Raw genomic sequence first — 26,530 nt, forward strand, 5'->3', positions numbered from 1 at the left:
TTGCCATGGGGACATCCTTCCAGCCCGCCCATGCTGGGCAAGCCAACTCAGATGTCACCTATTCGTGCAGCAGACCCACTACCGCAACTGATGGCATCGTCTGGCTCGGGAACATCGTTGAGGGTCCGCAGCACGCGGGTCTCCTGACTGTTGTGACTGTTGGGGTTGCCGGCGGTCCAGACTGTAGGCGCGGGAAGCTGGCGCGTCAACGGCGACACGACAGCGAAACCTGTTGTGTTGCAATGCATTCGTACCAGATTGGTACGCGCGGCGCCCGGAGAAAATGCCTAGGCACGCCGCTGCCGGCTCGCTACTCTCACACCATGCCGAAGAATGACCAGATACAGGAACGCTTGCGACGCGATCCTGAACTAGCCGCCGAGGTCGCGCGGATACAGGCTGAGCGCGCCGAAGCTGCGCGATATACGCCCCTGATCGCGATACGGCAAGCCGCCGGCTTGAGTCGCGCACAGCTTGCCGAGCGCTTGCAACTGACGGAATCGGCACTCATCGAGCTAGAAACCGACCAGGACTGGACCCTCTCGACACTGGTCAAGTACTGCGACGCGGCCGGGGCGCGGGCCACGCTGACCGTGAAGATGGGCGCCGAGGTTCTCGACTTCGACGCAAGCACGTCCGCACGCAGATTCCTGCCCACCTAGGAAGCGCTTACCAGTAAGCACACAGTAAGCACGGCAACCACCCCGGTCACCAACGCACCACCAGCGACGACAGCTCAAAAATGTCGCCTGAACTGCAAATATTCGCCTTGCTCACCCGCTTGCCACCACATGCACCGTTTCGCCACCGATCAGGGCTTTTGTTCGACACGCCAATTCAAAACCCGTGCAGTGTGAGTTCGAATCTCACCGAGGGCACCAAAGCTCGCCGCTAAACTGCAGGCATGGGGGCACTGCGAGTCACTGCTGATGGGCTGTTCGCCGTTGCCGGTCAACTCGAGCAGCATGCCCAAGCTCTGTCCGCACACGTCACCAGTGGCGCGCTGCTTCCCGAAGGTCAGTCCACCGCGGATGTCGTCGCCGAGATCCAATCGCGCATCGATGCCGCGTCCGCCGCACATGCCGAACGGATCTGGTCTGTCGTCTCCGCGCTGACCGCCGCCGGACGCGCCTATACCGACTCCGACAGCTCGGCCACGGCAGCATTGGCGGAGTAGCCATGATGGCCGAACTCGAGTTGCCGACGCTGGCACAGATCACCGATTGGGATGTGCAACACCTGGTCGACGCCGCCGCGCAGTGGAACAAGACCGCCGATCTGTGGGAGAACTCATTCCACGACGTCTGGCAGGGCACCCTGCGTCCCGGCGGCACCACGTGGGAAGGCAGTGCGGCGGAGAACGCGCAGGACATCGCGTGGCGCGACCTGGTCAAGGTCCGTGGCTCGGCCGACGCACTACGGACCGCCGCGAGTATCGCCCACGCCGGCGCCGCGTCGCTGTCCGACGTGAAGCGATTGGCGCTCAACGCAATTGACGAAGCGCGTACCAACGAGTTCACCGTCTCCGAAGACCTGTCGGTGACCGAGGTCAGATACCGGTTCGTGGCGAGGGAACGCGAGTCGCGCGAGTCCATGGCCGATGACCACTCCGCCGACATCCGGCACTTCGCCGCGAATCTCGTTGCCCTGGACCGGGATATCGCGCACCGCCTCCGGGCAACCATGTCCGGGATCGGCGCCCCGATCTATTCGGTCTGAGCCGCCAAACCCGAGGGCCTCCCCGGCGCATGACACGCCAGGGAGGCCTCGTCCGCACCCGGGTTATGCGCCCTGATGCTGATGTGACTTGCTGTCCGCCGGCGAAGTCTTGCCACCGGTGTCGCCGTTCGACCGTCCCGTCGGCTTCGACGGCTCACTGGCAGCGGGGGCCGGCTTCTTCGTCTTGCCCGGCTTCTTGCCCTTGCCCTTGGCGGCCGGCCTGTCGCCGTCCTTGCCGTCGGTCGACTTGCCCTCGGCCGCAGCGTCTTTGGCCGGCTTCTTGGATTCGTTCGCGGCCTTCGGCTCCGCCGACGCAGGCGAATCGGACTGCGGGGTTTCTGCTTTGGGCGCTTCCGCCTTCGGCGTTTCCGCCTTGGGCGTCTCTTCCTTCGGGGTCTCCGTCTTGGGCGTTTCGACCTTCGGAGTTTCTTCCTTCGGGGTCTCGGCCTTCGGGCTCTCCGCCTTCGGGGTGTCTTCCTTCGGGGTTTCAGCCTTGGGATCCTCAGTCTTGGGATCCTCGACCTTGGTCTCCACGGCCTTCGGGTCGACCGCTCCCGCGGTTTCGTGCTCGACGGCGTCGACCACCTTGACGTCACCCGCCTCGGGCTTGTCGCCGGCCTTGACGTGGTCGGCGGTGTCCTTCGTACCACCCACCTGAGACTTCAGCTCCGTCGCGGCCCGGTTGGCCTCCGAGAGGGTGTCCGCACTGATCGAGGCGGCGGCGGATGCCAGGCTCGCGGTGGTACTCGGTTGCGCCGCAGCGGGTTTGAAGATGCCCGCCAGCAGGCTCTGGAACGCCTTGACGGCGTTGTTGACCGCGGTCTGCAGCGATGCGGTGAACGACGCGAAGGCTTTCTGGGCCTGAGCCAGCGCCTTCTGTATCAATTGGGCCAGCGCCACGATCGGCGAGACGATGACCGGCGGAAGACCGATGGCATCCGAGATCACCTTCACCGCCAGCTTCGCCGTCCAGTCCGCCTGGAAGATGCCGTAACCGGTGTCCGTGCCCGGCGTGCCGTCACGGGTGGTGTAGATGAATATCGGGCCGGTGTAGGTCAGCGCCCGCCAGGCAGTGATGAAGTCCGAGATGAAATCGGCCTGCTTCTGGTTGCTCGTGGGATCGACGACGCCGAGTTGGTCCAGCACGGTCTGGAAGCCGTACTCGGTGGCCCAGATCAGCTTGTCGCCGTCACCGTTCTGCACCATGATCGCCCGCATTTGCTGCAGCTGGTACAGCGGCGCGAGTGGGTTCAAGGCACCCTGCGAGAACTTCAGGACCTGGTTGAACTCGTACGGGTGGAACGAGATCGCGTCGAAAAAGCCTTTGGCGCCGGCGGCATACATTGCGGCCAGGAAGGTCTGCGGAGACGACGTGAGTCCGAAGAAGTCCTGAATCGGCGCCAGGGCGCCCGCGATGACCGAGGCCGTCGGGTCCACACCGGTGGTCCCGTCGCCGCCCTTCAGGGTGGTGTAGACGGCCTTCAGGATGGCGGTGTACTTGGCGGCATCCATCGGCTGGAAGAACGTGAAGCTGTTGGGCTCGTTCCAGACTTCGTACGCGGAGATGACGTCGCCGTAGCGGGTGGCCACCTGCTTCACGAAGTCCGCGTAGACGGCTGGATCGGGTGCGCCCGCACCCGGGGTGGTCCCACTCGGCGCCGCCCACAGCGGGGTGTGGCTGATGACCGCCAGCACACCCATGTTGTGGGCGCGCGCGGCGTCCATCACGTTGTTCATCAGCGTCCAGTTGGCGTCATTCGCAAGATCATTCGGACCCGTCATCTTGATCAACGCCCATGGGACGAAGACCCGGATGTTCTGCACCCCGATGGACTGCAGCTGGGTCAGGGTCTTGTCGATCTCCGCCGGCGACAGTCCGTAGAGGCTGGAGTCGGCGATGCCGATGGTCGAATGCGTGTCATCGATCTCGGCGGTGGGTATGACGTCGATCGCGACCGTTCGAGTCGGCGCGGGCGTCACGTGGCTGTAGGTGCAGATGACAGCCAATGGCATCAATACGACAACGACTCTCAGCATGAGAGCACGGACCAGACGGTTCACCGCAGTCCCCTTTCCGCCCTGGTCGTCGCCCCTCGACAACGACGCGTGGCAGTTAATTTACTGCTCCGACAACAATTTATTGAGCGCAAATCCGAAATCTGATCGAAATAGTCCGAGCATGCGAAACAGGCAAATATAGAGATGTCCTAAATACCTCTGGTATGTTCACAAACAGCTAATCAAAATCGGTTTGCAAAATTGTCATGAGCAAGCATTTTTTCCGCATATACGCAGTTCAACAGCTTCAGCCGATGCACCAGAAACACCATTCGACGCAACTGTCGAATATCTGGCAATTTTGATATTGATCGTCGCCGTACATACTTTTCGGTGGCGGCGAAGGGACACCCAGTACCCACGAATGTCCCACTCAGCGAGCCCTCCAAAATGGCCACAGCGACTGGCCATTATGGGTCCCGCAACCAATCCGGAACATCGCGCCGGCGGTACCGCGGCGACCCGCTGTTTCGCCATCAGCGGAGTATCCGCAGCGGAGCACCAAACCCGGTCCCGCGCGTCTACCCTTACTCCATGGCGATCATGGACGACGCTCGCCTCACCGGCGGCGCCGCGACCCCGGCCAGCGCCGATTTGGTCGCTGCCGTGCGCCGTTCGGTCTGCGTGCCGACCGCGACCGTCCGCGAGTGCCTTCGCCCCGACGCCGACATCCTCAGCCCGACCGTCGCCCGCAGTCGCCGAATCCTGACGCGCACCAGCCGCCTCGGCGCGGTGCTCAGCGTCTTCTTCGCCTTGCAGGCGTTGACCACGGGGCCTTACACGATGTGGATCGGCGCCGTGAACCTGGCCGGCGCGGTGCTCTTCCTGCTCGTGCCGACGCTGTACCGGTTCGGTGAACTCGTGGCGCCGGCGGCATTCATACTCATCGCCTACGCCACGGTGACCGTCGTGACCATCAATGTGGGCACCGGCTCGGGAATTCTGCTGTATTTCGCGGTGGCGGGTGCCATCGCACTGCTGATCGTGGGCCTCGAACATGTGGGTTTCGCGGCCGCCGTCGCCGCCGTCGGCATCGTCACCGCGAGCATCCTGGAATTCACCGTCCCGGCGCACACCGGAGCGCAGAGCGAGATGGAAAGCCGGGTGTCGTTCGTCATCACCGCGGTGTCGGCCTGCCTCATCGTGATGGCGACGGTCTGGTCGGTGCTGCGGGAGAACGCCATCGCCCAGCGCGCCATCCAGGCCGAATACCTCAGGTCCGAGACGCTGCTGGCGAACATCCTGCCCGAGTCCATCGCGCAGCGACTCAAGGATCCGGCGCATTCGGTGATCGCCGACAAATTCGACGACGCCTCAATACTTTTCGCCGATATCGCCGGCTACACCCAGCGCGCCAGCGACACCACCCCCGCCGATCTGGTCCAGTTCCTGGACACGCTCTACACCGGGCTCGACGCACTCGTCGACCGGCACGGTCTGGAGAAGGTCAAGACGAGCGGTGACTCCTACATGGTGGTCAGCGGGATACCGCACGGTCGGGCCGATCACCTCGAGGCGCTGGCCTGCCTGGCACTGGACTTCGCCGATTCGGTCCGCGGGCTGACCGATCCCAAGGGGCGGCCCGTCCCGGTCCGTATCGGCATCGCCGCCGGCCCCGTGGTGGCCGGTGTGGTGGGGTCACGCAAGTTCTTCTACGACGTCTGGGGCGACGCGGTGAACGTCGCGTCCCGCATGGAGAGCACCGACGTCGCCGGCCGAATCCAGGTGCCGCACAACGTGTATGAACGTCTGCGCCACGCATACGAATTCGAGGAGCGCGGCGAGATCGACGTCAAGGGCAAAGGGCTGATGCACACCTGGTATCTGGTCGGACGGCTGTCCGCGGCCGGCTCGTCCCGAGCCGACGGCGCTCAGTCCAGCCCGTGCTCGATGGCATAGCGCGCCGCTTCGACCCGGTTGGCCACCTGCAGCTTGCGGAACGTCGCCTGCACATGATTCTCGACGGTGCGGTGGCTGAGCGTCAGACGTTCGGCAATCTGCTTGGCGGTCAAGCCTTTCGCCACGTACCGCAGGATCTCGGTTTCCCGCTCCGTCAGGCCGGCAGCCGGGTCCGCACCCGGCGTCTTGGCCATGCGCCGGTGCTCCCCCAGCACCAGGCCGGCCAGACCCGGGGTGAACACCGCACGCCCCTCACCTGTCGCGCGCACCGCGTCGGCCAGCTCGGCCTTGGAGGCGCTCTTCACCAGATACCCGGTGGCACCGGCCTTCACGGCCTCCAGGACGTCGTCGCGCTCGTCGGAGGCCGACAGCACCAGCACCCGGGTCGCCGGTGAGACCGCCAGCACCTGCGTGGTCGCCTCGACGCCGCTGCCGTCGGACAGCCGCATGTCCATCAGCACCACCTGGGGCTTGACCACCGCGGCCCGCCGGCCCGCGGCGGCCACACCGTCAGCGGTGGCCACCACGGTGAAGCCCGAGTCCTCGAGGTCACGGGCGACGGCGTCCCGCCAGATCGGGTGGTCGTCGACCACCATCACCGTCAACTGCGGCTCAGACATCGCCGGCCGCCCTCGGTACCGTCAGCTCCCACTCGGTGCCGGCTCCCGGCGACGTCGTCAGCTCGGCTTTACCTCCGAGCGATTCCAGCCGTCCCACAATCGATTTCGTCACACCCATATGCCCCTCCGCAGCTGCCTGCGCCAACCGTCCGTCGGCGATCCCCACCCCATCGTCGCGGACGCTCACCACGACCTGCCCGTCCAGGTCCTCGACGAGGACGTAAGCCCGCGCCTCGGGGCCCGCGTGTGCGACCGTGTTGCCCAGCACGTTGGCGACCGCGGCATCGAGTTCGCCCGCCACGGCGGCGTCGAGCAGCACCGGGTCCGGCGGCACGCTCACCGCGACGCGATCACCCGCGCGGGCCCGGAGCATCTCCCCGACGTCGACCAGACCGCCCGGCGCCTCGTCCAGACCGGAACTGACCAGTCGGCGCAGCGCCCGTTCCTGCTCGCCGGCCAGCTGCGCGAGTTCGGTTGTCGCACCTCCGATTTCCCGCCCCTTGCGGGCCACCAGCGCCAGCACCTGGATGGCGCCGTCGTGCACCTGCCGGGACAGCCGCTCGCGCTCCGCGGTCGCCGCCGCCAATCGGATGGCGCGCTGCAACTCCGCGTGCGCACGGCGCGCGGTCTGCGCGGCCATCCCGACGGCGAGCCCCACCGCCAACTCGATGACGAGCGTCGCCTGCCGGCCGAGATTGGGGTCGAAGTAGCCCTTGAGCAGCGCGCCGGCCGCCGTCACGAGCAGCCCGGCGCCCATTCCGGCCAGTGGTCCCAGCTGGATGGCCGCGGACAGCGTCGCGTTGGTGGCCCACAACGTCGTCGGCCACGACTGGTTGCCGGCTATCCACGCCGGGGCAGCCACCAGCTCGGTGGACAACACCAGCAGGATGACGACCAGCACCTCGGCCAGCACCCAGGCCTTCCGTCGGCCGAAACCCTTCAGATAGGCCACCGCACACGCCAGGCTCCACGCGATGAGGACCCCGAACAGCGCCCACGTGACGGCCGGGTGTCGCAGATCGTCATTGACCGCGAGCTGAAAACCCAAGGCGTACAGGCAGCTGAGCAGCCGGAAGCCCTGTGCCGCCCGCCACAGCGGGGCGGCCGGGTCCGGTTCTGGTTCCGCCTTCGACGCGGGGTGCACAGCCACTACATCACTTTGGACAGAAAGGCCTTCGTGCGTTCATGTTTCGGGTCGGCCATCACCTCACGCGGGGCGCCACGCTCGACCACCACGCCGCCGTCCATGAACACCAGCTCGTCGGCCACCTCGCGGGCGAAGCCCATCTCGTGCGTGACGACGATCATCGTCATGCCCTGTTGGGCAAGCTTTTTCATGACCGCGAGGACGTCTCCGACCAGTTCCGGATCCAGCGCCGAGGTCGGTTCGTCGAACAGCATCAGCTTGGGCTCCATCGCCAGCGCGCGGGCGATCGCCACGCGCTGCTGCTGGCCGCCGGACAACTGGGCCGGATAGGCATCGGCCTTGCTGGACAGCCCCACCTGGTCGAGCAGGTCCCGCGCACGACTCACCGCCGCATCCCGCTTGACACCCTTGACGTGCACCGGCGCCTCGATGATGTTCTCCAGCGCGGTCCGGTGCGGGAACAGATTGAAGTGCTGGAAGACCATGCCGACATCGCGGCGCTGGCGGGCGGCCTCCTTGGGCGGGAGTTCGTGCAGCTTGCCCCCGCGTTCGCGGTACCCGACCAGCTCCTCATCGACATACAACCGGCCGGCGCTGACCTGTTCCAGGTGATTGATACACCGCAGGAACGTCGACTTTCCGGAACCGGAGGGACCGACCAGCACGAGGACCTTTCCGCGCTCGACCTCGAGCGAGACACCCTTGAGCACGTCGAGGGCACCGAAGCTCTTACACACCTGTTCGGCGCGCACCATGGGCGTCATGCGGGCATACCTCCGTGGTCACCCATCTGCGCCAGGGCAAGGGCCTCGAGCTGTTTGCTCGTCAGCTTGCGCGACGCACCCCGCGAGAAGTAGCGCTCCAGGTAGAACTGGCCGACCATCAGCACGCTGGTGATGACCAGGTACCAGGTGGCGGCAACCAGCAACAGCGGGATGGGCTGGAAGATCACGGCGGAGATGTCCCGCGTGCGGGTGTACAGCTCGAGCGTGTACGGCACGGCCGTGACCAGTGATGTGGTTTTCAGCATGCTGATGAGCTCGTTGCCGGTGGGCGGCACGATGACCCGCATCGCCTGCGGAAGAACGGTGCGGCGCATGGTCATCCACCACGACATACCGAGGGCGACCGACGCCTCGGTCTGTCCCTCCGGTACGGAAATGATTCCGGCACGGATGATTTCGGCCATGTAGGCGGCTTCGTTGAGGCCCAGGCCGATGAAGGCCATCTCGAACGCCAGCGACAGTCCCTGCAGCTGGATGTGGAACAACGACGGCCCGAACGGCACCCCGATCTGGATGTTCTGGTAGATCGACGGGAACAGGCCCCAGAACACCAGCTGCACGTACACCGGAGTACCGCGGAAAATCCACAGATAGCCCCACGCGACCGCACGGAACACCGGGTTCGGTGACAGCCGCATCACGGCCAGGACGACGCCGAGCACCAAGCCGATCGCCATCGCATAGATGGTGAGCTGCACGGTGTTCCACGCCGCCTCGGCCACTCGCACGTCGAGCAGGTACTTGAGGTAGGTGTCCCAGCCATACGCGGGGTTCGTCGCGGCGCCGTAGAGGAACAGCCCGGCGACGACGATGATCGCGACGGCCCCGACCCACCGCCAGGGATGTCGTAGCGGTACCGCGTGGATGGCGGCGGGACCGCTCGGGTCCGCCGCTGACTCAACAGCCGTCACGTCAGCTGGTGGCCCCATTGATGACCGGCTTGTCGATCATTCCGGCCTGCACGCCCCAGTTCGTCGCGATCTGCTTGTACGTGCCGTTGTCGATGAGGTGCTGCAATGCCTGCAGCAACGATTGCGCCAGCGGCGAACCCTTCTTCACCGGCCATCCGTACGGAGCCGAGTCGAACACCTCGCCGGCCTGCACGAGCTTGCCGCCCGCCTGCTTGATCGCCCACAACGTCACGGGCGAGTCCGCGGACATGGCGTCGGCCTGGCCGACGACGACGGCGTTGGCGGCCTGGTCCTGGTTGTCGAACTTCACGACGTCGATGGGCGGCTTGCCGGCGTCGGTGCACGCCTTCGACTTGGCGGGCAGTTCCTCGGTGTCCTGCACCGTGGTCGACTCGACGGCAACCTTCTTGCCACAGGAGTTGTTGGGGTCGACGTGGTCACCGGCGCGCTGCGCCCACAAGCTGCCGGCCGAGAAGTAGGTGACGAAATCGACCTGCTGCTCACGCTGCTTGCTGTCGGTGAAGGACGACATGCCGACGTTGTAGGTGCCGGCCTGGATTGCCGGGATGATCTTCGAGAAGTCGGACTCTTCCCGGTAGTCGACCGTCAGACCGAGGGTCTGGGCGATGGCGTTCATCAGGTCGACGTCGAAACCGACGACCTTGCCGCTCGGGTCCTTGTACTCGTTGGGTGCATACGGGATGTTGACGCCGACGATCAGCTTGCCGCTGGACTTGATGGCCTCCGGCACCGTGTTGGCGATCGACTCGACCTTGGCCGCGGGAGCCGCCGACGAACTCGACGCGGGCGAGCTGGATTCGGTGTTCTTCGTGCAGCCCGACAGCGCCAACGCGCCACTCGCAGCCACCACCACCGCAATGCGCCACGCTGTGCCCCGACGGGACTGACTCACACCTGACACGTTGCCTCTTCCTTCGTGCTTCACTCTGGCCTGACCACACCTGTCACGACACACCGCCGGCACGCATCGGTCGGCGTGCCGCGTTGGAGAGCACCTTATCGGCACGGTGGTCACCAAGCAGCCCAATCGCGAGTTGTCCACATCTAGAACCACCGAGAAACAGGGTTGTCCGAACTCGGTGCACCCAGCGTCAAATATGTGAGACTGCGTCAATGACCACGCATACTCCGCCAAGTCTGTTGCAGCATCTGTGGAAAACCGAGCTCATCGCGGGCCTGATCTCCGTGGTACTGGGCGCCGCCGTGTTGGCCCAGCCCGGCATCTCCGTCGCGGTGGCGGCGATCTTCTTCGGCGCTTATCTGCTCGTCACCGGTATCGGCCAGGTGGTGTTCGCCTTCAGCCTGCACATCACGGCAGGCGGACGCGTGCTGGCATTCATCAGCGGCGCGGCGTCCCTGGTGCTCGCGGTGCTGGCCTTCCGCCATATCGGCGATGCCGTACTGCTGCTGGCGATCTGGATCGGTATCGGCTTCATCTTCCGCGGTGTGGCCACCACGGTGTCGGCGATCAGCGATCCGGGGCTGCCCGCCCGCGGGTGGAACATCTTCCTCGGCGTCATCAGCCTGATCGCCGGATTCGTGGTGCTGGGCTCACCGATCGAGTCCATCGGCACGCTGGCGCTGGTGACGGGCATCTGGCTGGTGGTCACCGGTGTCGCCGAAGTGATCACCGCCTTCGGAATCCGTAAGGGCGCCAAGGCCGTTGACAAGGCCATCAACGAGGCGGCGACCAACGCCTGAGTCGATCGATCGTCAGTCTTGTGTGGCCGGGCGCACGTGTGCGCCTGGCCACACAATTCGCTGTTCGGCAGGTCTGGACCGCCGGCCGGATGAACTACTACAGTAAGTCGTAGACCAATCCCTCCGGCCCCGGGGAAGGCTCAATGGACGCACTGGACGTATCGAGGTGGCAGTTCGGGATCACCACCGTCTACCACTTCATCCTGGTCCCGCTGACCATCGGCCTGGCACCGCTGCTGGCCGTGATGCAGACCATCTGGGTGGTGACGGGCAATCCCGCCTGGTACCGGCTGACCAAGTTCTTCGGCAAGCTGTTCCTGATCAACTTCGCCCTCGGCGTGGCGACGGGCATCGTGCAGGAATTCCAGTTCGGGATGAACTGGAGTGAGTACTCACGATTCGTCGGCGACGTGTTCGGCGCTCCGCTGGCGCTGGAAGGCCTGGCGGCGTTCTTCTTCGAATCCACCTTCATCGGCCTGTGGATCTTCGGCTGGACCAAACTGCCCCGCCTGGTGCACCTGGCGTGCATCTGGATCGTCGCGTTCGGCGTGAACGCCTCGGCGTTCTTTATCATCTCGGCCAACTCGTTCATGCAGCATCCCGTTGGCGCGCACTACAACCCGGAGACCGGCCGGGCCGAGCTCACCAGCATTTGGGAGCTGCTGACCAACAACACCGGCATCGCGGCGTTCACCCACACGGTCGGCGGCGCCATCCTGACGGCCTCCACCTTCGTCGCGGCCATCAGCGCCTGGTGGATGGTGCGCAAGGGCAACACCGAGGAATCGCGCACCATGTTCCGGCCCGCCGCCGTGCTGGGCTGTTGGGTGGCGCTCGTCGCGGCCGCCTCGCTCACACTCACCGGGGATGCTCAGGGCAAGCTGATGTTCGTCCAGCAGCCCATGAAGATGGCCTCGGCAGAATCGTTGTGCCACACCGAAACCGACCCCGATTTCTCGGTGCTGACCATCGGTACCCACAACAACTGCGACAGCGTCATGCACGTCATCGAGGTGCCGTACGTGCTGCCCTTCCTCGCCGAGAGCAAGTTCGAGGGCGTCCGGCTCGAGGGCGTGCAGGACCTGCAGAAAGCCTACGTGGCCAAATACGGTCCGGGTGACTACCGGCCCAACCTGTTCGTCACCTACTGGTCGTTCCGCATGATGATCGGATTGCTCGCGTTCCCAGGGCTTTTCGCGCTCACCACGCTGTGGTTGACGCGCAAGGGCCGCGTCCCGACCCAACGGTGGCTGAGTCTGTTCGCGCTCGTGACGCTGCCCATGCCGTTCCTGGCCAACAGCGCCGGCTGGGTCTTCACCGAGATGGGCAGGCAGCCCTGGGTGGTCGCCACCAATCCGACCGGTGACCCCAACCTGCACCTGACCATCCGGCAGGGCGTGTCGGCGCACAGCGCAGGCACCGTGTGGATCTCGTTGCTCACGTTCACCGCCCTGTATGCGGCGCTCGCCGTCGTCTGGTTCTGGTTGATGCGCCGTTACACGCTCGAAGGGCCTCAGGAACACGACGCCGAACCGACACCGCCCACCCCGCCCGACAGCGACGACGTCGCCCCACTGTCGTTCGCGTACTAGGAAGGGGCAGCCATGACACTTCAGCATCTCTGGTTCATCATCCTGGCCGTCCTCTTCGTGGGTTTCTTCGTGCTGGAAGGTTTCGACTTCGGCGTCGGCATGCTCATGGAGTTCTTCGGCCGTGCCGCCGGCGGTGACGAGGCCGACGCCGAACAGCACCGCCGCGCCGCGCTCAACACCATCGGACCGGTATGGGACGGCAACGAAGTCTGGCTGCTCACCGCCGGCGGCGCCATGTTCGCGGCCTTCCCCGGTATGTACGCCACGCTGTTCTCGGGCCTCTACCTGCCGCTGCTCGCGATCCTGGTCGGCATGATCGTGCGGGTGTGTGCCATCGAATGGCGCGGCAAGATCGACGATCCGCAGTGGCGCCGGTGGGCCGATATCGGCATCGCCATGGGTTCGTGGTTACCGGCCGTGCTGTGGGGTGTGGCGTTCGCCTCCATCCTGCGCGGCCTCCCGGTCGACGCCCACCACCAGATTCAGCTGTCGTTCGGCGACGTGCTCAACCCTTACTCGCTACTGGGCGGCCTTGCCACGGCGAGCCTGTTCGCCTTCCACGGCGCGGTGTTCGTCACGCTGAAAACCCAAGGGGCCGTCCACGAGGACGCGCGCCGGTTCGCCACCCGACTGACCGTTCCGGTGACGGTGATCGTCGCCGGGTTCGGCATCTGGACCCAGGTGGCCTACGGCAACGACGTGACCTGGATCGCGCTGGGAATCGCTGTCGTGGCCCAGCTTTCGGCCGTCCGGCTCGTGTGGACCCGCCGCGCCGACGGATGGGCGTTCGCCGCGACGGCGGTGGTCGTCGTCGCCGTGGTGGCGCTGCTGTTCAGCTGCCTGTACCCGAATCTCGTTCCCTCGTCGCTCAACCCGGCGTGGAGCCTGACCATCCACAACGCGTCGTCGTCGCCCTACACCTTGAAGGTCATGACCTGGGCCGCACTGGTGTTCACACCCTTGGTGATCGGTTACCAGGCGTGGTCGTACTGGGTGTTCCGGCAACGGATTTCGGCCGAGCACATTCCGGCCTCCATCGGTCTGACCCGAAACGGCGGGCTGCACTGACCCGATCGTCGACCAACCCCCGCATGACCGCCGGCCTGCGGCGACACCTGGCGGCCACGGTCGGCAGCGGAGTGGTCATCACCGGCGCGGCGCTCGCCGCGGCCGTGCTCACCGCGCAGGTGGTGGCGGGAGTCATCACCACCGGCGCGCCGCTGTCGCACTGGGCACCTCAGCTGTTGGCGCTCGCCGCGCTCTGGTCGCTGCGCGCCGCCGCCCAGTGGTGGCAGGCCAGGCTCAGCCAGCACGGCGCCACCGCCATGATCGCCGACCTCGACGCCCAGGTGCTCACCGCCGTCACCGCACTGCCGCCGCAACGTCGACAGGCGGTGCACGACGAGGCCGCGATCCTGCTGACCCGCGGACTGGACGGGCTGCGACCGTACTTCACGCGCTACCTGCCCGCGGTCGTCATGTCCGTGCTGCTGACCCCCGCCGCCGTCATCGTGATCGCCTGGTACGACGTGAAATCCGCGCTCGTCGTGCTGATCGCGCTGCCGCTCATCCCGCTGTTCATGGTGCTGATCGGTGTCATGACCACCGAGCGGTCGGCGGCCGCGCTTGCGGCCATGGCCACGCTGCAGTCGCGTCTGCTCGACCTGATCGCGGGTATCCCCACGCTGCGCGCCCTGAACCGCGCGGAGGGCGCTGCGCCGCGCATCACCGAACTGTCCGACGCCCACCGGCATTCGGCCCTGGCCACGTTGCGCATCGCGTTCCTGTCGGCGCTCGTCCTCGAACTGCTGGCGACGCTCGGGGTGGCGCTGGTCGCCGTCGGCGTCGGGCTGCGACTGGTCAGCGGCGGGGTCACCCTGCCGGTCGCGCTGACGGTGCTGCTCCTGGCGCCCGAGGTGTTCTGGCCACTGCGCCGCGTCGGCGTCGAATTCCATGCCGCACAGGACGGCAAGGTCGCGTTCGGGCACGCCTACCGGCTGCTCGAGGACGCCGGGCAACCGGAACCGGGCGGCGCACAGATCGGGGTACGGCCGACCATCGAACTGGAGCACGTGAGCATCGACGGCCGGGACGGGCCGGCGCCGCACGATCTGACGCTGCGGGCCACGCCCGGCTCGGTGACGGTTCTGACCGGCCCCAACGGCAGCGGGAAAAGCACCGCGCTGCAAGCAATTCTGGGGCTGACGACGCCCGATGCCGGCCGCGTGCGGGTCGGCGACGACGAACAGCGCTGCGACGTCGGCGCCCTGGACCGGCAGCACTGGTGGCACCAGATCGGCTGGCTGCCGCAACGGCCCGTCCTCGTCCCGGGGACGGTGCGGGAGAACCTGGAGTTGCTCGGCACCCTCCCCGACCTCGACGGGGCATGCCGCGCATCGGGATTCGACGATGTGCTGGCCACCTTGCCCGCCGGGCTGGACACCGTGCTGGGCCGCGGCGGCTCCGGGCTGTCGCTGGGTCAGCGGCAGCGCCTCGCGCTGGCGCGGGTACTCGGCCGGCCGAGCCCGGTGCTGCTGCTCGACGAACCGACCTCACATCTGAATGCCGAGCTGGAAACCCGGGTCCTCCAGGCGATCCGGGCCCGCGCCTCGGCCGGCGCGACCGTCATCGTCGTCGGCCACCGGGCCGCCGTACTGGCCATCGGTGACGAAATCGTCCGGGCGGGAGGTGCGTCCCGTGTCCACAGTTAGATTCGCGGTCGACCTGCTCCGGCCCCGGCTCCCCCGCCTCGCGCTGGCCGTCCTCCTCGGTTCCGCGGCGCTCGGCAGCGCCCTCGCGCTGGCCGGGGTGTCGGCGTGGCTGATCACCCGGGCCTGGCAGCAGCCGCCGATTCTGGAGTTGACGGTCGCGGTGGTGGCCGTCCGGCTGTTCGGCATCTCCCGTGGCGTGCTGGGCTACTGCGAACGCCTGGCATCGCACGACGTGGCGCTGCGCGCTGCCGGGCGGGCCCGCGCCGAGCTGTACCGGCGGCTGTCCGCTGCCCCGCCGGCGACGGTGCTGCGCCTGAGCAGCGGCGAATTGGTCTCGCGCGCAGGCGCTTCCGTCGACGATCTGGCCGACACCCTCGTGCGCGCCGTGCTACCCGCCGCCGTCGCGACGGTACTGTCGACCGCCGCGGTGATCGTCATCGCCGTCATCTCGCCTGCCGCCGCGCTCGCCCTCGCTGCCGGACTGCTGGTGGCCGGGGTCTGGGCGCCATGGCAGGCGGCCCGCGCCGTGGAAGCCACCGAACGCCTTGCCGCAGCACACCATTCGGACCGCGACGCCGCCGTCATGCTGGCCCTCGACCATGCCGCCGAACTGGCCGTGGCCGGCCGTCTCGGCGGCGTCATCGCGCAGGCCAACGCGGACCACCGCCGCTGGGGCGAGGCCGCCGACCGCGCCGCCCGCCCCGCGGCCCTGGCCGGCGCGGTGCCGATCCTGGCCACCGGCGCCAGCGCCATCGCCGCGATCCTGGCCGCCATCTCGCTCACGTCGACCGTCGCACCCACGACATTGGCGATCCTCATGCTGCTGCCGCTCTCGGCATTCGAGGCAACCGGCGCCCTGCCGGCCGCGGCCGTGCAGCTGACGCGGGCCCGCATCGCCATCGCACGGCTCACCGGCATGCTGGCCGAACACCCCGACGACCGCGCCGCCATCGCCGTCCCGCCACTGGACGTCGCACCCGGCGACCGGATCGCTGTGCTGGGCGCCAGTGGGCGCGGCAAGACCACCCTGCTGCTGTCCACCGCCGACTGCCTCCGCGAAACAGATTCACCGGCAGGGTTTTTCGCCGAGGACGCGCACCTGTTCGACACCACGCTGCGGGACAACCTCCTGGTGGCCCGCGGCGACGCCACCGACGGCGAGCTCACCGCGGCCCTGGCAAAGGTCGGCCTGGGACCCTGGCTCGCGACACTGCCCGACGGGTTGTCCACCCTGCTCTCCGGCGGGGCCGCCGCCGTCTCTGCCGGCCAGCGGCGCCGACTGCTGCTCGCCCGCGCCCTGCTGACCGACTTCCCCGTCGTACTCCTCGACGAACCCACAGAGCATCTCGATGCAGCGGACAGTCACCGCCTGCTCGCCGAACTCCTCACTCCCGGCGCGCTGTTCGGCGCCGACCGGGCCGTGGTGGTGGCCACGCACCATCTGCCTCCGGACCTGCACTGCACGGTGCTGAACCTGGACCTCAGCAAAGACGGGTACCCTGCGCAGTCATGAGCATGTATCCCGGTGGCGGGTATCCCCCGCCGCCACCGCCGCCGTACGCCAACCAGGGATACGGGGCGTACACGTCGGCTCCGCGGAACGGCATGGGAACCGCCGCACTGGTTCTGGGCATCGTGGGACTGCTGACCTCATGGTCGGTGGTCGGTGGACTGCTGTTCGGGCTTGGCGCCGTGGCGTGCGGCGTCCTCGGCCGCGGCCGGGTCAAGCAGGGCCTCGCCGACAACGGCGTGGTCGCCGGCGCGGGCATCGTGCTCGGTGCGCTGGCGACCGTGCTGGCGATCGTGTTCGTCTTCGTCGTGATCGGCTTCTACCGCCAGGTCGGGTTCGGCGACTACACCGACTGCATGACACGCGCCGGGCAGGACCAAAACGCGCAGAACACCTGCGTCCAGGATTTCCGTGGCCGCATCGAGAAGGAGTTCGGTGTCACGGTCGGCTGAGCCGGACGCCGTGACACCCGAAAAGCCTTAGCCCGGAAAGTGTTTGACGATGCCTTCTTGAGTCACCGTCGCCAGCACCTGACCGGCGCGGTCGAAGAAATGACCCGACGCCAGGCCGCGGGAATCGGCCGCCACCGGTGACGTCGTCGAATACAGCACCCACTCGTCGAACTTGATGGGCCGGTGGAACCAGACGGTGTGGTTCATCGTGACCGCGAAAATCCGGTCGTGACCCCACGACAGGCCGTGCGTGGTGATGATCGAGTCCAGCAGCGTCGTGTCCGACGAATAGACCAGGGCCGCCGCGTGCAGCACCGGATCGTCGGGCATGGCGCCCATGGTCTTGAGCCACACGCGGTTGTGGTCGAGCTTGCCGCCCTTGTCCCGCATCACCCAGGCCGGATCGTTGGTGTAACGCCACTCGATGGGCTTGAGCGCCTCGACGAACAGCGGAACGGTCTCCTCGTAGCCCTTCAACAGGTCGTCAATGGTGGGCAGTGACAACGGATCCGGCACCGCCGGAGCCTTGACCGAGTGCTCGAGGCTGCGCCCGCCGGCGAGGTGTGACACCAACGCCGTCGCCAGCAGGGTGTCGCCCTGCATGACGTCGACGCGGCGGTTCGCGAAGCGACGTTCGTCGCGCAGCCGGACCACCTTGAACTCCAGGTCGCGCTCCGGATCGCCACCGGCGATGAAGTGCGTCGAGAGCGTCGTCGGCGGCAGCTTCGGCGGCACCGTGCGGCTGGCGGCGACGAAAGCCTGCGCCATCATCTGGCCGCCGAAGGTCCGGACCGGGTTCCGGCTCGGATGTCCACCGGTGAAGGTGTCGTCGTCGACCTGGGTGACGTCGAGAACCTTGAGCAGTTCCTCGAAATCAGCAGTCGTCACGCGTTACCCCCGGAGTTAGTGGTCTTCCTCCCCGATCCGGTGCACATGGATCAGGTTGGTCGAGCCTACTGTGCCCGGCGGCGCGCCCGCGACGATGACCACCAGGTCACCGCGCTTGTAGCGGTCCAGCTCCAGCAGCGCCTTGTCGACCTCCTGGATCATGCCGTCGGTGCTGTCCATCTGCGGGACGATGAACGTCTCGGTTCCCCAGGTCAGCGCCAGCTGGCTGCGCACCTCCGGCAGGTCGGTGAAGGCCAGCAGCGGCAGCGGGGTGTGCAGGCGGGACAAGCGGCGCACGGTGTCACCGGACTGGGTGAACGCGACCAGCGCCTTGGCGTCCAGCCGCTCCCCGATGTCGCGGGCCGCGTAGGAGATGACACCCCGCTTGGTGCGCGGCACGTGGGTCAACGGAGGAGCGTCCGTGGAATTCGCCTCGACAGCCTTGACGATGCGCGCCATGGTCCGCACGGCCTCGAGCGCGTACTTGCCGACCGACGTCTCGCCGGAGAGCATCACGGCGTCGGCGCCGTCGAGAATCGCGTTGGCGACGTCCGAGGCCTCGGCGCGGGTGGGCCGGGAATTCTCGATCATCGACTCCAGCATCTGGGTGGCCACGATGACCGGCTTGGCGTTCTCCCTGGCCATCTGGATGGCGCGCTTCTGCACCAGCGGCACTTCTTCGAGCGGCAGCTCGACGCCCAGGTCACCGCGCGCGACCATGATCGCGTCGAAGGCCAGCACGATGGCCTCGAGGTTGTCGACGGCCTCGGGCTTCTCCAACTTGGCGATCACCGGCACCCGGCGGCCGACGCGGTCCATCACCTCGTGAACCAGTTCGATGTCGGCGGGCGACCGCACGAACGACAGCGCGATCAGGTCGACCCCGAGGCGCAGCGCGAACTCCAGGTCTTCGACGTCCTTCTCCGACAGCGCGGGGGCCGTGACGTTCATGCCGGGCAGCGACATGCCCTTGTTGTTGCTGACCGGGCCGCCCTCGGTGACCTTGCAGACCACGTCGTTGCCGTCGATCTCCTCGACCACCAGGCCGACGTTGCCGTCGTCGACGAGCACCCGGTCGCCGGGCTTGGCGTCTTCGGCCAGCCGCTTGTACGTGGTCGACACCCGGTCGTGGGTGCCCGCGCAGTCGTCGACCGTGATCCGCACCGTTTCGTCGGTGGCCCAGAACGTCGGCCCGTCGGCGAACCGGCCCAGCCGGATCTTGGGACCCTGCAGGTCGGCGAGAATGCCGACTGCGCGGCCGGCGGCGTCGGAGGCCGCTCGCACGCGCTTGTATGCCGCCTCATGATCGGCGTGCGCACCATGGCTGAAGTTCAGCCGCGCCACATCCATGCCAGCTTCCACCAGCGCCATGACGGTGGCGTCGGTGGACGTAGCCGGGCCGAGGGTACAGACGATTTTTCCGCGCCTATTCACGGTGCATGAGCATAGTGGATCGATTCAGATAACGACCCCCCGGGAGCGCCGTCGGCGCCTCAACATCTGCCGAACAGCGAGTTGCTGCGGGGTGTCCGCAGCTCAGCGGCGGCTAGGGCGGGGTGAACGTCGGCACCAGCGGGAAGCCCGGCAGATTACGGACCACCGTCCACACCAGCATCGCCACCAGCGCGGTCACGAGCGGCGGCGCCACCGACAGCCGGCGCCGCCAGCACACCACGAGCCAGACGGTCAGCAGCGGCAATCCCACGAGCGCGAAAACGTTGTCGACCACAGCGGCCGAAAAGTCACCGTGCAACACGTCGTGCGTCATGCGCAGCCCGCCGCACAGCGGACAGTTCCAGCCGGTGAGGGCCTTGAAGGGGCAGGGCGGAAACCCGAATCCCGGGCGGTGTGGGTCAGCGACGCCGATGTACGTCAGGGCGGCGACCGCCGCGGCTCCGGTGCCCGCCACGCCCGCCACCTGCGCGACCCTGCCGGCTGACGTCATGGGTCCATGATGCCCGGAGGCCGCGTCGATCGAGGATTTACGTCGTTCGGCTGATGTCCGGAAGTTCGAGAAACTCTGATGGCGCACGAACGTCGGTGACCCCTCGACACCGACGTCCGCCGCGCGAACCAGCGACAATATTGCCGTATTGTAACGGTTCGGGCAAACGTAGGCGAGAGTTATCGGCGGTTATTGGCGCAACTGGCCGTGCCGGATCAGCTCGTTGACGGACTCTTCCCACCTGGCCAACTCCGGGTCCGAGGTGAACGACGCGGGCAGGTGCCGGTCGAGATGCCGGCGCAAGATGATCGAGCCCAGCGTCAGGACCAACGGATTCAGCCCGGCCCAGACCACGTCGAGGCCCTCGGCGGCGTCCCCGGCGTCGACCATGCGCTGCCACCGGTCGATGCCGATCCGGGCCATCGCGTCGAATATCGCCATCCCGCTTGGGGTTTCAGAAGCCACCGCCCGGCCCAGATAGTCCATGACCACCAGGTGGTCGGTGAGCAGGCCGTGCACCGCCCGACCGATCGCGGCCACCGAATCGGGCCCCGGGCTTTCCAGCGCGGCGAACATGGTCGAGCTGATGAGTTTCATCGCCACGTCGTCGACGGCCTTGATCAAACCGTCCTTGGTGCCGAAATGGTGCTGCACCAACCCCACCGACACGCCCGCGGTATCGGCCACCATCTGCAACGTCGCATCGGACGTGCCCCGCTGCGCAAACACCGTCAACGCCGCATTGAGGATGCGGTCCTGCCGAGACTGCTGCAACTGCGCTCCGTCGGCTATGTCATCCACAGGAGACATCCAACCACCGCACAACCGATAACGACCGGTGACTGAGGAACATACCGTTCGCATGAAAGTGCAGCTTGTACGCACTTTTACCTTGGCGCGATTGTGAGGTCGCGAGGACTGTGCGCCTACGGTGTGGGTTTTGCGCCGTCAGTTCAGGGTCAACGACGAGGGGCCGCCCAGCCGCGTTGACTCTGTGCCCACGGCGTTCGCCACTCGCACTTTTGCGCCCTCAGTTCAGCGTCAACGGCGAGGGCTACCGAGTGTGCACGCAGTGAGTGCTCAGCTCGAGATCTGTGATCTGGATCCACATTCGCGGCCTCGCGAAGCCGGGCTCAGCCCTGACGGCGCCACCAACGACGACGCGGAGCGGGCGGTTCCCACACGGGAACGCCAACGGGCTCAACCTTTTCGGTGGCTTGGACCTTCGGCGCAGCTTCTTCGGCCGGCTCAGCATCGGCGTCGGCTTCATCGGCAGTTTCGTCGGTGCTGTCGGCGTCTTTGGCTTCGTCAGCGTCTTCAGCCTCGTCAGCGTCTTCAGCCTCGGAATCCGCTGCTTCCTCGGACTCCTCCGCAGCATCCTCCACGTCAGCGTTGTCGTCGCCGTCGGCGACCTCGGTCTCCGCGGCGGCTTCCACAGCCTCGGAATCCGTTGCTTCTTCGAGCTCTTCGGCAGCATCCTCGACATCAGCACTGTCATCACCGTCGACGACATCAGTCTCCGCGGCCGCTTCCACAGCCTCGGAATCCGCTGCCTCGTCGGATTCCTCGACGTCTTCGGCTACCTCGACGTCTTCGGCTACCTCAGCGTCTCCGGCTACCTCAGCGTCTCCGGCTACGTCAGCGTCCTCGACATCAGCGCTGTCGTCGCCGTCGGCGACCTCCGTCTCGGCGGTCGCCTCGTCAGGCGCCTCGTCGGCTTCCGTCGTCCCCTCGGACTCCTCGGCCACCTCGACTGCTTCGGCCTCATCAGCGTCCAGTTCCTCGGCCTCGGCGTCGGACTCGTCTTCTTCCTCGACCTCGTCGGAATCGACTGGCTCGTCGGCGGATTCGTCGACGGATTCCTCGACAGCCGCCTCGGCGTCGACCGCATCTTCGTCGACCGTGTCCTCAGCGTCGACGGCCTGCTCCGCGAGCGCCACGGTCTCGTCGGGTTGCGTCTCGACGACGTCGGCCTCGTCGGCAACGTCGGCATCCTCGCCCGACGCGGCGTCGACCGCAGCACCGGCGGCCACAGCCGCCGGCACGGCCAACAGCGCGCCCTCGGCGTCGACGTCGGCCTCGTCCTCCGCTTCTTCGGCCTGCCGGCCACCGAGCGTCGACGGATCCTCACGGCCCCGCGGCGCCACCATCATGTAGACGACGGCACCGATGAACACGAACGTCGAAGTGAACGAGTTGACGCGGATGCCGGCGATCAGCGTCGCGGTGTCGCTGCGCATCAACTCGACGCCGAAGCGGCCGACGCAGTAGGCGGCGACGTACAGCGCGAACAGCCGGCCGTGGCCCAGCTTGAAGCGGCGGTCCGCCCACAGCAGGATGAAGAAAACCAGGAGGTTCCACAGCAATTCGTAGAGGAACGTCGGGTGCACGACCTCGTAGACCTGCCCGGTCGAGACGCCGTTGAGCAGATGCGGGTTCACCACGCCGGAACCGTCGCTGCGCTGGAAGATCTGCAGGCCCCACGGCAAATCCGTCGGGCGACCGTACAGCTCCTGGTTGAAGTAGTTGCCAAGCCGGCCGATGGCCTGCGCCAGGATGATGCCGGGAGCGATGGCATCACCGAAGGCGGGCAACGGAATTCCGTGCCGGCGGCACCCGATCCAGGCACCGACGCCACCGAGCGCAACCGCGCCCCAGATACCGAGCCCGCCGTCCCAGATGCGGACCGCGCCCGCGAAACCGGCGCCGCCCTCGGCGAAGTAGGTGCGCCAGTCTGTCATCAGGTGGTACAGGCGACCACCGATGAGGCCGAAGGGCACCGCCCACAGCGCGATGTCGTAGATGACGCCCGGTTCACCACCGCGCGCGACCCACCGGCGATCACCGATGATCAGCGCGGCGATGATGCCGGTGATGATGCAGAGCGCGTAGGCCCGGATCGGTACTGGCCCCAAGTGCCAGACGCCCTGGGCCGGACTCGGGATGTATGCCAGCAACGATGTGGTCACGCGGAAACTTTCTGTCGTACTCCGTGGGCCAGTTCTTCGGACAAGGCGCGGACCGCCGGGAGGCCGCCGTCACCCAGCGCCGACACGAGCGCCGAGCCGACGATGACGCCGTCGGCGTACGCCGCGATCTCGGCCGCCTGTTCGCGCGACCGCACCCCGAGGCCGACACCGACAGGGATGTCCGAGACGGCACGCACGCGGGACACCAATTCCGGCGCCATGTTCGACACCGCGTCGCGCGCACCGGTCACGCCCATGGTCGAGGCGGCGTAGACGAAGCCGCGCGAGGCCTGCACCGTATTGGCCAGCCGCTCCGGGGTGGACGACGGGGCCACCAGGAAGATGCGGTCGAGGTTGTGGGCGTCGGAGACGCCGAACCACTCGTCGGCCTCATCGGGGATGAGGTCGGGTGTGATGAGCCCGAGCCCGCCGGCCGACGCCAGGTCCCGCGCGAAAGCATCGACGCCCCAGCGCAGCACGGGATTCCAGTAGGTCATGACGACGGCGTGCCCACCGGCATTGCTGATGGCCTCGACGGCCTTGAGCGCGTCGCGGACCCGCACCCCGTTCTGCAGAGCGGTGTTGGTGGCGGCGGCGATGACCGGGCCGTCCATGCCCGGATCGGAGTACGCGACGCCGACTTCGATGATGTCGCAACCGGATTCGGTCATCGCGACCATCGCGTCGATCGACGTCTGCACATCCGGGTAGCCGGTCGGCAGGTACCCGATCAGCGCCGAACGCCCTTCGGCCCGGCACGATTCGAACAATCCAGCCAGTCGGCTCATGACGCTTCCCCAGTCTCACCGTCCAGTAGACCGAACCACTTCGCGGCGGTCTCGACGTCCTTGTCGCCGCGGCCGGACAGGTTCACCACGATCACCGCACCCGGGCCCAGTTCGCCACCCAGCTTCAACGCGCCCGCCACCGCGTGCGCCGATTCGATCGCCGGGATGATGCCCTCGGTGCGGCACAGCAGGCCGAAGGCCTCCATGGCCTCGGTGTCGGTGACCGGCCGGTACTCGGCGCGGCCGATGTCCTTGAGATAGGCATGCTCCGGACCGACGCCCGGGTAGTCCAAACCGGCTGAGATGGAATGCGATTCGATGGTCTGACCGTCCTCGTCCTGCAGCAGGTACGAGAAGGAACCCTGGAACGCACCCGGCGACCCGCCGGTGAAAGTGGCTGCGTGCCTTCCGGTTTCGACTCCGTCGCCGGCCGCTTCGAAACCGACCAGACGCACGCCCGGATCGTCGATGAACGCGTGGAAGACGCCGATGGCGTTCGATCCGCCGCCGACGCATGCCGTCACCGCGTCGGGCAGCCGGCCGGCCTGCTCCTGCACCTGGACCCGTGCTTCCATACCGATGACGCGCTGGAAGTCGCGCACCATGACGGGGAACGGGTGCGGCCCGGCCGCGGTGCCGAAGCAGTAGTAGGTGTTGTCGGCGTTGGTGACCCAGTCACGGAAGGCTTCGTTGATGGCGTCTTTGAGGGTCGCCGAACCGGCCTCGACAGACACCACGGTGCCGCCGAGCAGCCGCATCCGAGCGACGTTCAGCGCCTGCCGGGCCGTGTCGACCGCACCCATGTAGACGACGCACTCCAGGCCGAGCAGCGCGCACGCCGTCGCGGTGGCGACGCCGTGCTGTCCGGCGCCGGTCTCGGCGATGACGCGGGTCTTGCCCATGCGCTTGGCCAGCAGCGCCTGCCCGAGCACGTTGTTGATCTTGTGAGAACCGGTGTGGTTCAGGTCTTCTCGTTTGAGGAACAGCCGCGCCCCGCCGGCATGTTCGGACAGTCGCGTCGCTTCGTACAGCGGCGACGGCCGGCCGGTGTAGTGCTGCTGCAACCGGTCAAGTTCGTCGAGGAACGTCTGGTCGGTGCGGACCTTGTCGTAGGCCGCGGTGACTTCCTCGATGACCGCCATCAGGGCTTCGGGCACCAGTCGGCCGCCGTAGGCACCGAAGTGCCCCTTGGCGTCGGGGTCGTGGCTTGTGGCTTCGGCGACGGCCGCGCTCATCCGCGGCAATTCGGTACCTGTGTGATCAGACATGAGAACTCGGGCTGCTTCTTCGCGCAGGAGCCCGCAATTCAGCGGGCTGGTTTCGGGCAGGACGGGTGCGTGCCGGCAGTCACCAGGTCGGCGACGGCGCTGCGGGGGTCACCACTGGTCACGAGGCCTTCACCGACCAGGACCGCGTCGGCGCCGGCACCGGCGTAGGCCAGCAGGTCGGCGGTGCCACGCACCCCCGACTCGGCGATCCGGATGATGTTGCTCGGCAGTCCGGGCGCGATACGACCGAAGCAGTCGCGGTCGACCTCGAGGGTCTTGAGGTCGCGGGCGTTGACGCCGATCACCTTGGCACCGGCCTGGATGGCCCGGTCCGCCTCCTCCTCGGTGTGCACCTCGACCAGCGGGGTCATCCCGAGCGACTCGGTCCGGTCGATCATCGAGGTCAGCACCGACTGCTCCAGCGCCGCGACGATCAGCAGCAGCATGTCGGCGCCGTGGGCCCGGGCCTCGTGAATCTGGTACGGGGTGACGATGAAGTCCTTGCGCAGCACCGGGATCGACACCGCGGCACGCACGGCGTCCAGGTCTGCCAGCGAACCGTTGAAGCGACGCTCCTCGGTCAGCACGCTGATCACCCGGGCACCGCCGGACTCGTAGGCCTTGGCCAGCTTGGCGGGATCGTCGATCTGCGCCAACGCCCCCTTGCTGGGGCTCGCCCGCTTCACTTCGGCGATGACGCCGATGCCCGGCTCCCGCAGCGCGGCGAGAGCGTCCTTGGCCGCCGGTGCCTTCTTGGCCCGCTCCTTGACCTCGGTCAGACTCAGCGCGGCTTCGCGGGCGGCAACATCAGCGCGAACTCCCTCGATGATGGAGTCGAGCACGGTCCCCGAAGTCATAACGCGTCGTCGTCCTTCCGTGCCGGTTCGGCAAGCCAGATGATCATCTCGAAGGGTAGTCGCCAGGGCGGCGCAGACTGCCACCGGGCCACACTCATTTGCCGCCGCCATCGTTCTGGGTCGGATCGTGGCCTTCGTCGAGGGCGTCCCAGATCATCCGTTCGGACATGCCGTCGGCGGCTTCTTCCTGCGCCGCTTCGCGCCGCGCACCCGGCGCGGCGTATTTCGACGTGGTCGCCGCAGCAGCTCCACGACTGGCCGAACGCATCAGCAATACGGCTCCGACCAGCGTCAACACTGCAGCGGCCAGCGTGACCCCGGCGCCCCAGTAGTGCCGCTGCGTCCCCACCAGAAACATGACCGCGATCTGCGCCATGTCGGCCGCGCGGACCGAGACGTCGGTGACCGCCCACAGGCTGAGGGCCAGATATCCCATCCCGGCGCTCGCGACGGCGACCAGCAGCGCCAGCAGCCGCAGCGCCCAACCACGCACAGCGAGCGCCGCGACCGCGGCGGCGCCGGCCAACAGGGCCAGCGGGATGAGGGCCGTCGACCAGGCCGCGCCGGACAGCGTCGTCGTCTTCGGCTGGCCCAGCCCGTCGAACGACGACACGTCGACCCAGGCCAGCCGGGACGCGCTCCACAACATCAGGGCGGCCACGAGCAGCAGCACCTGTGCGGTGCGGGTG

25 protein-coding genes are annotated in these 26,530 nt (G+C 67.2%); 10 read left to right on the top strand and 15 right to left on the bottom strand.

Annotated features, from left to right (window positions below; all coding sequences use genetic code 11):
- The first annotated feature begins 323 nt into the window (after positions 1-323).
- The 3 genes from ACJH6H_RS27455 (at position 324) to ACJH6H_RS27465 (ending at position 1,719) form a co-directional block, all read left to right on the top strand.
- Positions 324-662, top strand: a complete 339-nt coding sequence (locus ACJH6H_RS27455) for a helix-turn-helix domain-containing protein (RefSeq protein WP_406776206.1) — start codon at positions 324-326, stop codon at positions 660-662.
- A 242-nt stretch (positions 663-904) separates the two neighbouring features.
- Positions 905-1,177 (top strand): hypothetical protein, encoded by a 273-nt coding sequence (locus ACJH6H_RS27460; RefSeq protein WP_318986323.1) that lies wholly within the window; start codon positions 905-907, stop codon positions 1,175-1,177.
- A gap of 2 nt (positions 1,178-1,179) precedes the next feature.
- Positions 1,180-1,719, top strand: a complete 540-nt coding sequence (locus ACJH6H_RS27465) for a hypothetical protein (protein WP_406776207.1) — start codon at positions 1,180-1,182, stop codon at positions 1,717-1,719.
- Positions 1,720-1,782: 63 nt separating this feature from the next.
- Here the strand turns inward: ACJH6H_RS27465 and ACJH6H_RS27470 are convergent, their stop codons facing one another.
- Positions 1,783-3,732 carry a cellulase family glycosylhydrolase gene (locus ACJH6H_RS27470; protein ID WP_406776208.1) on the bottom strand — a complete coding sequence of 650 codons (1,950 nt, stop codon included), beginning with the start codon at positions 3,730-3,732 and terminating at the stop codon, positions 1,783-1,785.
- A 579-nt stretch (positions 3,733-4,311) separates the two neighbouring features.
- Between ACJH6H_RS27470 and ACJH6H_RS27475 the strand changes: the two genes are divergently transcribed.
- Entirely contained in the window at positions 4,312-5,676 is a 1,365-nt protein-coding gene (locus ACJH6H_RS27475; RefSeq protein ID WP_406776209.1) for an adenylate/guanylate cyclase domain-containing protein, read from the top strand.
- On the opposite strand, the gene ACJH6H_RS27480 is transcribed toward ACJH6H_RS27475, so the two are convergent.
- Genes ACJH6H_RS27480 through ACJH6H_RS27500 form a run of 5 tightly spaced genes read right to left on the bottom strand, consistent with a single transcriptional unit; the run spans position 5,649 to position 10,052 of the window.
- Positions 5,649-6,296, bottom strand: a complete 648-nt coding sequence (locus ACJH6H_RS27480; RefSeq protein WP_318986319.1) for a response regulator transcription factor — start codon at positions 6,294-6,296, stop codon at positions 5,649-5,651. The two genes, ACJH6H_RS27475 and ACJH6H_RS27480, sit on opposite strands and share 28 nt — an antisense overlap.
- Positions 6,289-7,446, bottom strand: a complete 1,158-nt coding sequence (gene macS / locus ACJH6H_RS27485) for a MacS family sensor histidine kinase (RefSeq protein WP_406776210.1) — start codon at positions 7,444-7,446, stop codon at positions 6,289-6,291. The genes ACJH6H_RS27480 and macS overlap by 8 nt, the downstream gene beginning before the upstream one ends.
- Positions 7,446-8,198, bottom strand: a complete 753-nt coding sequence (locus ACJH6H_RS27490; RefSeq protein ID WP_406776216.1) for an amino acid ABC transporter ATP-binding protein — start codon at positions 8,196-8,198, stop codon at positions 7,446-7,448. The genes macS and ACJH6H_RS27490 overlap by 1 nt, the downstream gene beginning before the upstream one ends.
- 5 nt (positions 8,199-8,203) lie before the next feature.
- The gene (locus ACJH6H_RS27495) at positions 8,204-9,157 is read right to left on the bottom strand and encodes an amino acid ABC transporter permease (RefSeq protein WP_212814012.1); all 954 of its coding nucleotides are present in this window, start codon (positions 9,155-9,157) and stop codon (positions 8,204-8,206) included.
- A complete protein-coding gene (locus ACJH6H_RS27500; RefSeq protein WP_212814010.1) occupies positions 9,141-10,052 on the bottom strand; it encodes an ABC transporter substrate-binding protein in 912 nt (303 codons plus the stop codon). Before ACJH6H_RS27500 ends, ACJH6H_RS27495 begins: the two co-directional genes overlap by 17 nt.
- Positions 10,053-10,255: 203 nt before the next feature.
- On the opposite strand from ACJH6H_RS27500, the gene ACJH6H_RS27505 reads away from it, so the two are divergent.
- The 6 genes from ACJH6H_RS27505 to ACJH6H_RS27530 all read left to right on the top strand — a co-directional run bounded on the left by ACJH6H_RS27505 (position 10,256) and on the right by ACJH6H_RS27530 (position 17,126).
- A complete protein-coding gene (locus tag ACJH6H_RS27505) occupies positions 10,256-10,861 on the top strand; it encodes an HdeD family acid-resistance protein (RefSeq protein ID WP_406776217.1) in 606 nt (201 codons plus the stop codon).
- Positions 10,862-11,004: 143 nt separating this feature from the next.
- On the top strand, positions 11,005-12,453 hold the full coding sequence (locus tag ACJH6H_RS27510) for a cytochrome ubiquinol oxidase subunit I (RefSeq protein WP_406776211.1): 1,449 nt from the start codon (positions 11,005-11,007) through the stop codon (positions 12,451-12,453).
- A 12-nt stretch (positions 12,454-12,465) separates the two neighbouring features.
- Positions 12,466-13,521, top strand: coding sequence for a cytochrome d ubiquinol oxidase subunit II (gene cydB, locus ACJH6H_RS27515; RefSeq protein ID WP_406776212.1), 1,056 nt, complete (start codon positions 12,466-12,468; stop codon positions 13,519-13,521).
- Between the two features lie 23 nt (positions 13,522-13,544).
- Positions 13,545-15,164: a thiol reductant ABC exporter subunit CydD gene (gene cydD / locus ACJH6H_RS27520; RefSeq protein WP_406776213.1), complete on the top strand. Its 1,620-nt coding sequence runs from the start codon at positions 13,545-13,547 to the stop codon at positions 15,162-15,164.
- Positions 15,142-16,677, top strand: coding sequence for an ATP-binding cassette domain-containing protein (locus tag ACJH6H_RS27525; RefSeq protein WP_406776218.1), 1,536 nt, complete (start codon positions 15,142-15,144; stop codon positions 16,675-16,677). Before cydD ends, ACJH6H_RS27525 begins: the two co-directional genes overlap by 23 nt.
- Complete coding sequence (locus ACJH6H_RS27530; RefSeq protein ID WP_212814000.1) at positions 16,674-17,126, top strand: DUF4190 domain-containing protein; 453 nt, start codon at positions 16,674-16,676, stop codon at positions 17,124-17,126. The genes ACJH6H_RS27525 and ACJH6H_RS27530 overlap by 4 nt, the downstream gene beginning before the upstream one ends.
- Before the next feature lie 27 nt (positions 17,127-17,153).
- Here the strand turns inward: ACJH6H_RS27530 and ACJH6H_RS27535 are convergent, their stop codons facing one another.
- The 9 genes from ACJH6H_RS27535 to ACJH6H_RS27575 all read right to left on the bottom strand — a co-directional run bounded on the left by ACJH6H_RS27535 (position 17,154) and on the right by ACJH6H_RS27575 (position 26,490).
- Entirely contained in the window at positions 17,154-18,014 is an 861-nt protein-coding gene (locus ACJH6H_RS27535) for an acyl-CoA thioesterase II (protein ID WP_212813998.1), read from the bottom strand.
- A gap of 15 nt (positions 18,015-18,029) precedes the next feature.
- Positions 18,030-19,448: a pyruvate kinase gene (pyk, locus tag ACJH6H_RS27540; protein WP_212813996.1), complete on the bottom strand. Its 1,419-nt coding sequence runs from the start codon at positions 19,446-19,448 to the stop codon at positions 18,030-18,032.
- 112 nt (positions 19,449-19,560) lie between these two features.
- Positions 19,561-19,959: a DUF2752 domain-containing protein gene (locus tag ACJH6H_RS27545; protein ID WP_212813994.1), complete on the bottom strand. Its 399-nt coding sequence runs from the start codon at positions 19,957-19,959 to the stop codon at positions 19,561-19,563.
- 189 nt (positions 19,960-20,148) lie between these two features.
- Positions 20,149-20,769, bottom strand: a complete 621-nt coding sequence (locus tag ACJH6H_RS27550; RefSeq protein WP_244872866.1) for a TetR/AcrR family transcriptional regulator — start codon at positions 20,767-20,769, stop codon at positions 20,149-20,151.
- 323 nt (positions 20,770-21,092) lie between these two features.
- Entirely contained in the window at positions 21,093-22,928 is a 1,836-nt protein-coding gene (gene lgt, locus ACJH6H_RS27555; RefSeq protein WP_212813992.1) for a prolipoprotein diacylglyceryl transferase, read from the bottom strand.
- Positions 22,925-23,716 carry a tryptophan synthase subunit alpha gene (gene trpA, locus ACJH6H_RS27560; protein WP_212813990.1) on the bottom strand — a complete coding sequence of 264 codons (792 nt, stop codon included), beginning with the start codon at positions 23,714-23,716 and terminating at the stop codon, positions 22,925-22,927. The genes lgt and trpA overlap by 4 nt, the downstream gene beginning before the upstream one ends.
- Positions 23,713-24,984 (bottom strand): tryptophan synthase subunit beta, encoded by a 1,272-nt coding sequence (gene trpB, locus ACJH6H_RS27565; protein WP_212813988.1) that lies wholly within the window; start codon positions 24,982-24,984, stop codon positions 23,713-23,715. Before trpB ends, trpA begins: the two co-directional genes overlap by 4 nt.
- A 38-nt stretch (positions 24,985-25,022) precedes the next feature.
- Complete coding sequence (gene trpC, locus ACJH6H_RS27570) at positions 25,023-25,841, bottom strand: indole-3-glycerol phosphate synthase TrpC (RefSeq protein WP_212813986.1); 819 nt, start codon at positions 25,839-25,841, stop codon at positions 25,023-25,025.
- 94 nt (positions 25,842-25,935) lie between these two features.
- Entirely contained in the window at positions 25,936-26,490 is a 555-nt protein-coding gene (locus tag ACJH6H_RS27575) for a TIGR02234 family membrane protein (RefSeq protein ID WP_244872932.1), read from the bottom strand.
- Positions 26,491-26,530: the final 40 nt, after the last annotated feature.

Source organism: Mycobacterium sp. SMC-21, from assembly GCF_045310825.1.
GTDB lineage: Bacteria > Actinomycetota > Actinomycetes > Mycobacteriales > Mycobacteriaceae > Mycobacterium.